We start from the raw sequence: 13,389 nt of genomic DNA on the forward strand, positions 1-13,389 counted from the left end.
ACCTTCATGATTATTTGAAAATGTCTAAATATATCACGATCCCCTTTAATGCAGTATTTTTGGATACGATTGCTCAAAAATGGATGGAGGAGATGCATTCTCAAGGGGGTTACCCGTGTGGAATGGTTATTGTTCCCAATCAGAGAACCGTAAAAGCGTTAATTAATAGTTTTATTAAAGTTAATAAAGGGAAACCGCTGCTTTTACCCAAAATTATTTCCATTGGCACTATAGATGAGGCAGGATTATCTTTTAATAGCAAAGAGGAACTGACACTTTTTCCCGCAGTTCATCCTGTAAAAAGATTATCAATTCTGACATCGTTAATTATACAAATGAATCATGAGCTTGGTAATCAAATTCAGGCTGGTGAAGCTTGGAACTTGGCTAAATCCCTGGCTGATTTAATGGATGAGGCGGAATGGATTGGATGTGATTTAAAGACGGCTTTATCAAAAGCGGTTGAGGATGAATATGCACAGCACTGGCAAAATATTCTAAAATTTCTATCAATTATAACCGAGATATGGCCTCAATGGTTACAGGATAATCAATTGATGAATCCCGTAGAAAGGGTAATAGCTCTTTTAAAAGCCCAGGCTAAAAGTTGGCGGAATTCTGGATGCCAGGATCCAGTTTGGGTGGTCGGATTTGCAGATGCAAGGCCCGTTATTGTTGAATTTCTGTCCACGGTTGTTCAATTGCCACGCGGACGTTTGATTGTTTCCGGGTTACAGGAGGATTTGTCAGAGGAAAGCTGGAATGCTTTGCCTATCACGCATCCCTATGCCGAACTTGTCAAAATGTTTTCGGCATTAGGTATTAAGCGTTCTGATTTTCAATACTGGGATCATACATGTGTTCAACCAATTTGTAAGGAGCGTGTATCAGCATTTCAGCAAATTTTATTACCTGCTGACCGTTTGGAAAGCTGGTTAATAAACCGGCGTCCTGTACATTTGGATCAATGTTTTTTAATTGAACCGCTCAATCAGCAGCAAGAGGCAATAGCCATTGCGTTAATGATTCGAGATGCCCTGGAAATTCCACAGAAAAGAATTGCACTTGTTACACCTGATCGTAATTTGGCAATGCGTGTTTCTCTGGAATTGGGACGGTGGGGGGTTATCGCGGATGATAGTGCTGGTGAACCACTTTATAAAACGGCCGGCGCAGTCTTTTTAAATTTGATTTTACAAGCTTGTGTCGAGGATTTTACCCCTTTATCTTTATTATCCTTACTTAAACATCCATTTGCTTGTTGTGGATTGCCTGCCAGTTTATGCCGTGATTATAGCCGTTTACTGGAGATCTTTATTCTAAGACAATTTGCAGCCTCTGGTTTATCAGTCATTCAAGCGGCATTGAAGCGGAAAATCGAAGAAATTAAGCTGTTGGATAAGGATACCCTAAGAACCGATATCGCATATTTTTTTTCCAACTCATCTGAATTGGTCAGCTTGCTGGATCGATTGAAACAGAATGTGCAAACTCTGTTGGGAAAAACTACAAAATATACGGTTGGCGAATGGGTGACGTATTTGGCAAGAGCTGCGGAACAGCTTGCCTCTAATCAAGAACAGAATGGAGAGGATATTTTATGGAAGGCTGAAGAGGGAAATGCACTTGCCGAGCATTTAAGAGATCTTATTGTTGAAACTGAATATATAAAGGTGGTTACTTTATCTGAATTTGCCAGTATTTTCAGGGCATCGTTTCAAGGATTAATTGTTCATACGCGCCGTGCCCTACAAGGGAGAGAGGTTAGACAGCTTCATCCAAGGGTATATATCTGGGGATTGCTTGAAGCACGGTTGCAGAATGTTGATATGGTAATTTTAGGGGGATTATCCGAAGGGGTATGGCCACCCTCCATTGATTCTGGTTCTTGGTTAAGCCGCCCGATGCGTGAAAAAATGGGGATGGGATTGCCGGATATTGAAATAGGTCGTACAGCCTATGCTTTTATGGCTTTGTGTTGTTCGATACCAGAAGTGATTTTGTCTTCACCGTTAAGACAGGAAAATGCGCCAGTTGTGCAATCGCGTTGGATTGTCCGTCTTAAGGCGTGGTTGAAGGGGCGCAAGAGTGTAATTCAGCAGCATCCGGCTTTGATGTGGACAAAATATCTTGATCAACCAGATGGATCTCCAACCCCAATGGAATGTCCTTCTCCGAAACCTTTGCCGGCATTGCGTCCAAAATCCATTTCCATAACTGATGTTGAGCGATGGATAAAGGATCCTTATGAGATTTATGCGAAAAAAATACTTAATTTAAGAAAAATTGTTGGTTTGGAGGAAGATCGATCAACCAGTATTTTTGGGTTGATAGTTCATGAAGGGTTAAAGAATGTTTATGAAAATTATAGCAAACAATGGACGCTAAGCGGAATAGAGCAGACTCTTTTGGATGCACTGGATAAACGTCAGGATATCTTAATTTCTTATAAAAAATGGTGGCATGCACGGTTATTAAAAATTGCCCATTGGGTTTACCAACAGGAAAAGTCACGTCGTAATAGTCGAATGCTTCCTCAGTTTTATCTTGAAAAAGAAGGCCATCATTATTTTCAGTTGACCGCAGGAATTGACTTCACTTTACGGGGTGTTGCGGATCGAATACAGCTAAACACGGATGGAACTGTAGAAATATATGATTACAAAACAGGTGTTACCCCTGCGTGTATAAATGTGAAGAACGGATTGTTTCCGCAGTTACCCTTGGAAGCGGCAATGGCTTATTATGGCGGGTTTGATAAAAGTCTGGCTGAACATGAAATTTCTAAATTTACATATTGGGAGTTAAAGGGGGGAATAGAGGAAGGTAAGGAAATCCATATAGATAATATTCAAAAAGAAGGGGATGCCACAAATTTAAGCGAAAGATACTGGCAAGTTCTTCAAAAGTTGATTATTGCCTATTGTGACCAGGAACAGCCTTATTTATCTTGTCCACGTCCTCATTTAATAAAAGAATATGTACAAACCCTGCCTGTTTTTGGAGATTATAAGCATTTGGCTCGTTTTCTTGAATGGGGACTGGGAACTGGGGGATCATGATGCAGCGGCAGTTTTCTTTTTCAGATCCTGTTGAAGAAGCGAACAGGCAACAAAGAGATGCCTCTAATCCGCATTATTCAGTTTTTGTATCCGCATCTGCAGGAAGCGGTAAGACAAAACTTCTTGTTGATCGTTTATTACGGTTAATGATGCCCTCGACTGATAAAAAGGGTAAAATTCATCCCGGTATACAACCGCAGCGGATCCAATGTTTAACCTATTCCAAATCCGCGGCTGCCGAAATGGCAATTCGGTTGCAAAAAAAATTAAGTGAATGGGTTGGCTATACGAATCAAGAACTGGATAGGGCTTTGCTCGATTTACAAATCAAGCCGTGCGATAAGATGCGCAAAGCGGCTCGGGCATTGTTTGCAGAAATTTTGGATTTACCAGGGGGTATGCGGATTGAAACCAATCATGCATTTTGTCAATCTATCCTGCAGCGTTTCCCTTTGGAGGCCAGAATTATTCCTCAGTTCAAGGTTATTGAGGAGGGTGATAATTTATTAACCTTCAAAAGGGCTTTTAACGAAAAAATTGATGAAATTTCTGATCATGATATTCAGGTCTTAAGCCCATTAATCAATAATAATCATTTTTTGGAGCTTTTACAGGAACTACAACAAAATCAGCAATATTTACAGCCAGTTTTACGTTTGATTCAACAGCGACAATTTTCCGCTTATTTACGGTCATGTTTAAAGCTGGATTTTTCCAATAAACAGGATTATTTAGCTCGTGTATGTGAAATCTGGCCAGCAGAAAAGGACATTAGAAAATGTCTGGAACTGAATCGGGATATTAAAAATAAAAAATCTAGAGCGGCAATAGAATCCTGTATTCGATGGTTTGATCTTTCGAGCGATCAACGAATTGTCCAATGGAATATAATGCAGGAGACCTTGCTTAAAAAAAATGGTCAAGTTAAAAATTTTACTGTCAATAAGGGGGAAAATAACGCGATTGCAGTTTTGTTGAATGAACAGGCTGACTATATTTATCAGATTGCTGAAACAATCAATCGCTATGACATTTATGAATATACAGGGGCTCTTTTGAATGTCTTTTCATTAATTTGGCAACATTATCAAGATATTAAACGTGCCCAAGGGGTTTTGCATTACAGTGATTTGATTAATTACACTTTGGATTTGCTTGATAATCCTGGTGCCGCTTGGGTTTTGTTCAAGCTCGATGGCGGTTTGGAACATATTTTGTTGGATGAAGTACAGGATAATTCGGCTGAACAATGGCGGATTGCAGATAATATTTCGTCTGAATTTTTTGTGGGATTGGGTAAGGATCCTGTTTCGCATCATTCCAGAACGATTTTTGCCGTTGGAGATTACAAACAATCCATCTATTCTTTTCAGGGGGCAAAGCCACAGGAATTTTTTAATTTTCGTGAAAAAATATCAAAAAAGGTAAAAGAGGCAGGTGAATTATGGGCGGATCCCCAATTACGGGTTTCCTTTCGTTCCAGTCAGATTATTCTTGATTTCGTAGATCAGGTCTTTTTGCCTGAAAATGGATTAACAGGCGTCTGGGATAATTTATCAATGGATCAGTTTCGCCTGCATCGTTCGGCGAAGATATCTGCTCCCGGGCGGGTTGATATATGGCCATTAGCGATGATGGATGATATGGAAAAGGAGGATTTGGAAACCTTATGGAAACCATTGAGGAAAAATCAGTATCATTCAACACCTGACATGGTTTTGGCTGAATGTCTTGCCGATTGGATTAAGGGACAGATCGGCAGGGTACCACCTTATGGTGGGCGTCCCATCAGGGCAGGTGATATTCTTATTTTAATCCGGAAACGATCTGATTTTTCACGGGCCTTGATCCGGGCTCTGAAAATGAAAAATATTCCATTGGTCAATCTGGTTAAAACACAATTGCTTGATCAAATAGCCGTACAGGATCTATTGGTACTTTGTGAGGTGCTTTTATTGCCGCAGGATGATTTGACCTTGGCATGTGTCTTAAAATCACCTTTGGGGGGTTTGGATGAAGAAAGTCTTATGGAGCTTGCCGGATCAAGAATAAAAGGCCAGACTTTGTGGAATGCCTTGTTTATTCGGCATTTGGAAAGGAAAGACTGGCAGGAGGCATGGTTAATGCTCTCAAAATTGTTTGCCAGAGTGGATTATGTTACGCCCTATGCCTTGTTGGTTGAGATTTTGGGAGAATATCGTGGACGGGAAAGATTTCTTGCCCGTTTGGGGGAAGAGGCACTTGAGGCGATTGATGAATTACTTTTCCAGGCAATGCAATATGAAGATAATCATATCCCATCTTTACAGGGTTTTTTATATTGGTTGAAACAATCCGAACGTACCATAAAAAACGAGGCGGAAGCAGACCTTGATATGGTTAGGATTATGACGGTACATGGTGCGAAAGGACTGCAGGGGCGTTTAGTCATTTTACCTGATACCGTGAATCCCGCATCTAAACAGGGCGGATTTCAATCTGATCAGGTTCTGGTTTGGAAAGAGGATGCGGAAAAGAATATCAAAATCCCTTTATATGTTCCAAATAAAAATTGCGATATTAGGGAAAGTAAAGAATATAGGTCATTTAAATTGCAATTGGATACCGAAGAAAGCAATCGTCTGCTTTATGTTGCTTTAACGCGTGCAAGTGAATGGTTATTGGTTTGTGGCTGGCAAAAATCCAAAAATAAAAAAACTGAAAACACTTGGTATGATTATTGTGAAAAGGCGATGAAGCAGTTGCCTGATTTGCAGGCCTGTTTTTTCCAAGAAATTTGGGAAGGAACACATCATTTTATAGAAAATAAAAGTAATTCCCTTTCATACAATACGAATTGTTCACCGGATGATTTTGGAAATCAATCCAGCAAATCAATAATTTTGCCCAAATGGTTGCAACAAAAAGGAAAGGCTGTTGCGTTACCTGATGAAAATGTCATATTACCCCATTATATTCCAAGTCGACCAGACGGGATAATATTTGGTGAGGTTCCTTCTAAAATATCACCGGTTAAAACAAGAAAGAAAAAAGATCCTTTTTATCGTGGTCGAGTCATTCATGCCTTATTACAATATTTGCCAAATTACCCTTGTGAAAAGCGTTATGACTTGGCATATCAATGGTTCAAGCGAGAAAATGTTAAACTATCCGGTCAGGAATTGGATAAAATTGTTCATCAAGTTATCCAGTTGATTAATAATCCAGAATTACAAAAATTGTTTGATTCTGATAGTTTGGTTGAACAACCTGTAACAGGTATTGTCAATGATCTTGTCATTACGGGTCAGATTGATCGTATGCGTATTTTATCGGATAAAATTTTACTATGTGATTTTAAATCCGGTCAAAAAGTGCCGGATACTGTTGAAATGGTATCCAAAATTTATTTAAGGCAGATGGCATCTTATTGGATCTTATTAAAGGAAATTTATCCATATCATCAAATTGAACCGTTACTGATTTGGACAGATGCTCTAAAAATAATGAAATTGCCCATTGTTTTACTTGAAAAATATTTGCCGGCACAGATATAGACAATCTTAATAATATTTGACATCAAGGACAGTCATCTATTTAGTAGATATGAAGATTATTTTAAAAGTTGTGAGGTAGAAATGAGCGAATTTACTAAAAAAGTAACAGATCAAAGTTTTGAACAGGATGTATTGAAATCCGATCAAATCGTCCTGGTTGATTTTTGGGCGGAATGGTGCGGACCTTGCAAAATGATTTCTCCAGTTTTGGAAGAATTAGCAAAGGAAATGCAGGGTAAATTAGTTGTTGCCAAGGTTAATGTCGAGGAAAACCCTGAGGTGCCAACAAATTATGGAGTTAGGGGAATTCCAACCCTTATCTTGTTCAAAGATGGACAGCCTTTATCAACCAAGGTAGGAGCCTTACCAAAGGAAAAATTGAAAGGCTGGATTGAAACAGCTATCCGTTGAGATATTTTAAATGTTTTTCCAAGTAATTGGATGAATGCCATGTTCCTGAAGCAGCTTGGGGAAGTCTGGGTGACAGAGGGTCTCCAGCTCCTTTTCAGGTTCATATTGAGGCATAAGTTGATTATATAATCCCGTTTTTGTGGTTGCAGGATGGAAAAACAATTCAGAATTACCTTGTGGTAGGGACGGGATTAATTTCTGGATACGGTCAAATGTCATATGCCCACACCAGGATAAGCCAAAGCACCAATCAAAATATTTCATCCCGGCTTTTTTGATCTGTTCTTCAAGAAGTTTGCACCAATAATAAACCAGCAAGTTATTTGTATTATTTAGATTGGTTGTCTGATCAATGGATCTGAGAATCTTAACGGGTTCTTTGGGAAGTCTTATTCGTTGCAACCGATAATCATGACTGATTTTTATAATAAGCTGAGCAATGGTTGGGTGAAGATGCATATGTTTATGCACATCGATATGATCAAGAGCCAGTCCTGTTTTTCTAAAGGTTTCAAATTGAGCCCTGATTTCCTTTTCCAGTTGTCTACGGATGTGTTGATTGAAAAAGTAGTTGATTCCCATTTTAAGTTGTTGTGAGGGGAAAAGACGATTTTCATCGACAAGAAGTGGAATTTCACTTTTTGGCAAAATCGATTTTCCCTCAATGACAACAACATGCAATCCAACCTGCAAATTTGGCATTCTTTTGGCTCTTATGATTGCATCCTCAGCTGCATCGCCTGCAATCATAAGATTCGCAGTACTCAGGACTCCTTGGCGATGTGCAATTTCAATTGCCTCATTGACCTCGACAGATAAACCGAAATCATCTGCTGAAATAAGAATTTTTCTTGTCACAAAATTTCTTTATCGTTTATTATGATGTATGGCGATCTCGTAGAAATTGGAAAAATTCGACGCCTTCACGTAAGCGACGTTTCATCATTTGTGGGCTGGTGATCATCTCTCCTACAATAGATGCTATTTTGGGAGCGCGAAAGTAAAATTTCTTATAAAATGTTTCAACGCTATCAAAAATTTCCGTATGAGATAAATGAGGATAATGCAAAGGGGCGATCTGAACGCCATGTTCATCAATCAATTCCGCATTATTTTCATCCAGCCATCCATTTTCAAGTGCCTGCTGATGCAGAAATGTTCCTGGATATGGAGCGGCTAGGGAAACCTGTAAAGTATGAGGGTTGATTTCAGTGGCGAATTTGATTGTTTCCTGGATTGTTTCCTTGGTCTCTCCTGGTAAACCGAGAATAAAGGTGCCGTGGATTTTAATTCCAAGTTCATGACAGTTTTTTGTGAATTCACGTGCAACCTCGATTCGCATTCCCTTTTTAATGTTATGCAGGATTTGCTGATTTCCGCTTTCATAACCAACCAGCAATAGGCGCAACCCATTATCCTTTAACACTTTCAAGGTGCTACGGGGAACATTCGCCTTGGCGTTACAGGACCAGGTCACCCCTAATTTTCCCAATTCACGAGCGATTGCCTCCGCACGAGGAAGATCATCTGTAAATGTATCATCATCAAAGAAAAATTCTTTAACTTGTGGAAAATATTGTTGAGCCAAACGAATTTCTGCCGCGACATGTTCTGGACTTCGTGTACGATAACGATGTCCACCTACTGTTTGTGGCCACAGGCAGAACGTGCAGCGTGATTTGCATCCACGGCCAGTATATAGGGAAAGATATGGATGTTTTAAATATCCAATGAAATAATCTTCAATATGAAGATCCCTTTTGTAAACCTCGGTAACAAAAGGCAAGGAATCCATATTTTCAATTATTGCCCTGTTTTTATTATGAACAATTTTGCTATTTGCATCCCGCCAGGATATGCCGTCAATATCTTTGAAATCGCGACCTTCTGCGACTTCTTTCAATGTAAAGTCAAATTCATTCCGGGCTACAAAATCAATAACATCGCTTTTTTCGAGACTTTCCTGGGGTTGAACAGCAACCTTTGCACCGACCATGCCAATTTTGAGGGAAGGATTTGCATCCTTGAGCATTTTTGCAACCTTGACATCCGATGAAAAGGATGGGGTAGAAGTATGCATGATCACCAGATCACGGTTTTTCACATCAGCAAGAATGGGTTCCATCGTCATTCTTGCAGGGGGCGCATCAATCAGGCGACTGTTCGGGATAAGGGCTGCCGGTTGGGCCAACCAAGTTGGATACCAGAATGATTTAATTTCGCGCTTGGCTTGGTAGCGGGAACCTGCACCTCCATCAAAACCTTCAAAGGAGGGAGGTTGTAGAAACAGAGTCTTCATCATGATGGAACTAATCCTTTGATTTTTTCTATTTTATTATGGTTGTTTAAAAATACTTAATTGGTTCAATTATCTATCACTATCGTTTAACTATTGGAACCTTGGTTTTTTTTAAAAGTCATTTTTTGTCCACGCCATTCAATATCTTCTTTGAAAATACTTCTCATCATAATAGAAGCCGAGATCCAGTCCCTTAAGGGTAACAGGAAAGGAATTAACTTAAGGTCAAGTTTAATCTTTTTATTGATTACTAAACAACAAATAGATTGAAAAATCCAGCAGCTTAAAAAATTAATCCATGATTTTTTTTTCAGAGGGTTTAGTAAAACAGCAAGAGAAATCCAGAATAGGGGAAGCTGGATGAAAGAGCATGTAAAACCAAGGGGTTCCACCGTAAAAACGGTACGATTCCAGCGCAACTCATGTTTATATAAAGCTTGAAAAGTATTTTCAGAAACAGTTGTCTTAACGATGGAAGGTGAAAGAACAACCTCTAAATTTTGTTTTCTGATAAGCTCTCCAAGTTTTGCATCGTCTGCAATATAGGGTAACAAAGCTTTTAATCCGCCAATTTTCATAAGTATGGACCGTTTGATTGCAACACAGGCACCAAAACAATCCTGACGGCCCAGATAGCGTGAAAGTATCACGCCCGGCATAAAGTTATAATTGATATGAGCACTGGCCAGCATTTGGACAATAGAGGATTCATAAGGTAATCCACTATATAAAGAGGTTATCAGTCCAATATTGTCATTATCCAATAAGGGAATGGTTTCTCTTAAATAATTCTGATGCGGTGTGTGAATATCGGAATCTGAAATAAGCAGACAGTCATGGATTGCGTAGGCAAACATGTTTATTAAATTTGATACTTTGCGGTTTACCCCGTGAATCTCTGGATTGATAACCAGTTTAATATCGCGATTGGGATATTGATTCTGTAGATGATGAACAATTTCAATTGCAGGGTCTTTTCTATCTTGAACGCCAAAAATTAATTGAAAATCTGGATAATCCTGTTCGCAGAAACTTTGTAAAGCCTCATAAAGGAGGGGTTCTGTATTAGCCAAAGGCTTTAAGATTGTTACTGGGGGAAGGGAAGAGGGGGCTGTATATTTTTTTTGTTTTTTGATTTTTTTTTTAAAGAAATAGATAAGCAGACAGCTGATTCCAGATTGAATGCACCCCAGTAATGTACAAATGGATAAAATTCGTGTTAATTTAATTTTCGTTTGTAAGGACCAAAACATATAGACTGTTAGATTAGGAGTTGTTTTTTGACATGAAGGATTGTGTTTTCTTGTTTAACATTTCAATCAATCCTTGACTGCCACCTTTTGCCAAGGTCGAACTAAAGTCACCATGTTGAATGGCGATTTGACTGATATGACCATTCAGCAACACATCGACAATTTTCCATCCTTGTGGGGTTTTACGCAACAGATAGTTGATTTCTGTTGCTGATCCCATATCACTTGCGTCCCCAACCCTGGTTTTAATAATTTTATCATCGTTTGTCGTTGCATTTTTAACATTTGGTAAAATTTTAAATCCCGTACCTTTTTCTTTGGCAAAACTGGAATAATACCGTGCAACTGTATAATTAGTGAAAGCTTGCAAAAGCTGCTCTTTTTCAGCTTCGGAATATGAATCGTAACGATAGCCAACCGTACTGCTTAAAATTGAAGAGAAATCATAGGAATCATTTAAAACTTTTCTAAGGGCGGTCATGCCTTTTTCAGCAGGGGTTTGCTTGGACTGTTGAAGTTGGCTTAGGATGCGATACAGATTGACAACAGGTGTTTTAATGGAATTTTCTGTATCAGATCCGGTTACAGAAACAGGACGGACGGCAGTATCATTTGCATGAATTGCGATTGGAGAATTAAAGCCTATAAAGGCTGTAACACTGCATAACAGGATATAACGATGAAATTTCATAGTTGAATCTACCTAAACTTTTTATATTTAAATTTCCAAAGGTACATCTAAAGCTTTTAAAGCGGTTTTGACAATAGATGGAGCATCTAAACCTGCCTCAATATATTGCGCGGTTTGGGTATTATGGTTAATGAAATAATCAGGTAGAACCATTGGCCTGAACCTTACATGATCTAAAAGACCGTTCTGGGCAAGATGTTGCATGACAAATGCTCCAAATCCGCCTGTTGATCCCTCCTCAATAGTGATAAGAACCTTATGGTTTCTAGTCAGCTGATCAATTAATCCTTTGTCAAGAGGCTTAGCAAAACGAGCGTCGACAATTGTAGGGGGCAATCCATATTGTTTAAGGGTTTCGGCAGCTTTTAAACATTCTGCCAAACGAGCTCCGAAAGACAAGATGGCAATTCCCCCCCTTTCATCACCGGTCTGCTCTCCCATTTCCTGAATGATTTTTCCTTTACCAATTGGAAGAATTTGACTTTCTGCCGGTAAAGAAAGACCAATACCAGGGCCACGCGGATATCTGAAGGCGATTGGACCTTCATCAAAAGCTGCGGCGGTTGCTGTCATATGAGCTAATTCAACTTCATTGCTGGGGGACATGATAACAATATTGGGTAGACACCCCAAATATGCAATATCAAAGGTACCAGCGTGGGTTGCCCCATCAGCCCCAACCAGTCCAGCGCGATCAATGGCGAAACGAACAGGTAAATTCTGCAGGACAACATCATGCATGACTTGATCATAAGCACGTTGCAGAAAAGAGGAATATATAGCACAGAAAGGTCTTAATCCCTCGGTTGCCAGACCTGCGGCAAATGTAACCGCATGTTGTTCAGCAATGCCGACGTCAAAATAACGTTCAGGAAATTTCTGTTCAAATTTGTCTAATCCTGTACCAGATGGCATCGCAGCGGTTATGGCAATAATTTTGTCATCTTTTTCAGCGCATTTCAGTAGTTCATTACTGAAAACCGAGGTATACGATGGTGGTCCGGGCGGTCCTTTATTCTGTTTTCCTGTTATGACATTGAATTTGGAGACAGCATGATATTTATCGCCTGAAGATTCAGCTGGTTTATATCCATGTCCCTTTTGGGTTACGACATGTAAAAGTACTGGACCGATATGTTCGGCATCGCGCAGATTTCTTAAGACAGGAACCAGTTGTTGTAAATTATGTCCATCAATTGGCCCCACATAATAGAAACCTAGTTCCTCAAACAATGTCCCGCCCGTCATTAAAGCACGGGCATATTCTTCGGCCCGTTTTGCCTTTTTTTCAAGACTCTCGGGTAATTTGCTGGCAACTCTGGCGGCAAGATCTCTTAGCCCCAAGAAATGACGTGACGAGAGAAGCTGCGATAGATAAACGGACATTGAACCGACAGGTGGGGCAATGGACATTTCATTATCGTTCAGGATGACAATTAATCGTTCTGCACCTGGCCCAGCAACTGCAGCATTATTCATGGCCTCATAGGCCATACCAGCTGAAATGGATCCGTCACCGATTACCGCTATGACACTGCGTTCATCATATGCTGGATCTTTTTTGGCCTTAAAATGGTTTGCAACAGCTATACCCAATCCTGCCGAGATCGAGGTTGAGGAATGGGCGGCTCCGAAAGGGTCGTATATACTTTCTGAACGTTTTGTAAAGCCTGATAATCCTCCAGGTTGACGTAATGTACGAATAAATTCACGACGACCAGTTAATATTTTGTGGGGATAAGCCTGATGACCAACATCCCATATTAGTGAGTCATTTGGTGTATCAAAAACAGCATGTAATGCAACAGTAAGTTCAACCACACCCAAAGAGGCCCCTAAATGTCCACCTGTTGTGGAAACGACATCTATTGTTTCGGCACGTAATTCCTTGGCTAACTGTTCTAGCTGTTCAATGGAAAGGTTTTTGAGATCTGTTGGGGTATGAACGCGGTCTAATAAAGGGAAACGTCCATAAGTAGGAATGGATTTTAAATGATTAGCCGATTCATTTTCCATAAGATTTTCTTTGTTCTTAGGCGTTTCGGTTTGTTCATCCATGTTATATTTCGTCCGTAACTGTTACATAATAGCTTAATATATAATGTTAAGTTTTTTAGCTTATACTCGAGTTTAGATG

Annotated in this window: 8 protein-coding genes; 3 read left to right on the forward strand and 5 right to left on the reverse strand. The window is 39.6% G+C overall.

Annotation, left to right across the window (positions count from 1 at the left end; translation table 11 throughout):
• The first annotated feature begins 20 nt into the window (after positions 1-20).
• From addB to trxA, 3 genes are all read left to right on the forward strand, one after another.
• A complete protein-coding gene (gene addB, locus H3R33_RS00130) occupies positions 21-3,062 on the forward strand; it encodes a double-strand break repair protein AddB (protein ID WP_198184455.1) in 3,042 nt (1,013 codons plus the stop codon).
• Positions 3,035-6,598 carry a double-strand break repair helicase AddA gene (gene addA, locus H3R33_RS00135; protein WP_198184456.1) on the forward strand — a complete coding sequence of 1,188 codons (3,564 nt, stop codon included), beginning with the start codon at positions 3,035-3,037 and terminating at the stop codon, positions 6,596-6,598. Before addB ends, addA begins: the two co-directional genes overlap by 28 nt.
• 81 nt (positions 6,599-6,679) lie before the next feature.
• Positions 6,680-7,009 carry a thioredoxin TrxA gene (trxA, locus tag H3R33_RS00140; protein ID WP_155580846.1) on the forward strand — a complete coding sequence of 110 codons (330 nt, stop codon included), beginning with the start codon at positions 6,680-6,682 and terminating at the stop codon, positions 7,007-7,009.
• Between the two features lie 6 nt (positions 7,010-7,015).
• Here trxA and hpnK read toward each other — a convergent pair whose 3' ends face one another.
• From hpnK to dxs, 5 genes are all read right to left on the reverse strand, one after another.
• Complete coding sequence (hpnK, locus tag H3R33_RS00145) at positions 7,016-7,867, reverse strand: hopanoid biosynthesis-associated protein HpnK (RefSeq protein WP_198184457.1); 852 nt, start codon at positions 7,865-7,867, stop codon at positions 7,016-7,018.
• A gap of 19 nt (positions 7,868-7,886) precedes the next feature.
• The gene (hpnJ, locus tag H3R33_RS00150; RefSeq protein ID WP_198184458.1) at positions 7,887-9,311 is read right to left on the reverse strand and encodes a hopanoid biosynthesis associated radical SAM protein HpnJ; all 1,425 of its coding nucleotides are present in this window, start codon (positions 9,309-9,311) and stop codon (positions 7,887-7,889) included.
• An 83-nt stretch (positions 9,312-9,394) separates the two neighbouring features.
• Positions 9,395-10,561 carry a bacteriohopanetetrol glucosamine biosynthesis glycosyltransferase HpnI gene (hpnI, locus tag H3R33_RS00155; RefSeq protein WP_198184459.1) on the reverse strand — a complete coding sequence of 389 codons (1,167 nt, stop codon included), beginning with the start codon at positions 10,559-10,561 and terminating at the stop codon, positions 9,395-9,397.
• Positions 10,562-10,574: 13 nt separating this feature from the next.
• A complete protein-coding gene (locus H3R33_RS00160) occupies positions 10,575-11,252 on the reverse strand; it encodes an ABC transporter substrate-binding protein (protein ID WP_198184460.1) in 678 nt (225 codons plus the stop codon).
• A 27-nt stretch (positions 11,253-11,279) separates the two neighbouring features.
• Entirely contained in the window at positions 11,280-13,268 is a 1,989-nt protein-coding gene (gene dxs / locus H3R33_RS00165; RefSeq protein WP_232342109.1) for a 1-deoxy-D-xylulose-5-phosphate synthase, read from the reverse strand.
• Between the last annotated feature and the right edge of the window lie 121 nt (positions 13,269-13,389).

Origin of the sequence: Commensalibacter sp. B14384M2, from assembly GCF_016101865.1 — a bacterium.
In the GTDB taxonomy this organism is placed as follows: domain Bacteria; phylum Pseudomonadota; class Alphaproteobacteria; order Acetobacterales; family Acetobacteraceae; genus Commensalibacter; species Commensalibacter melissae.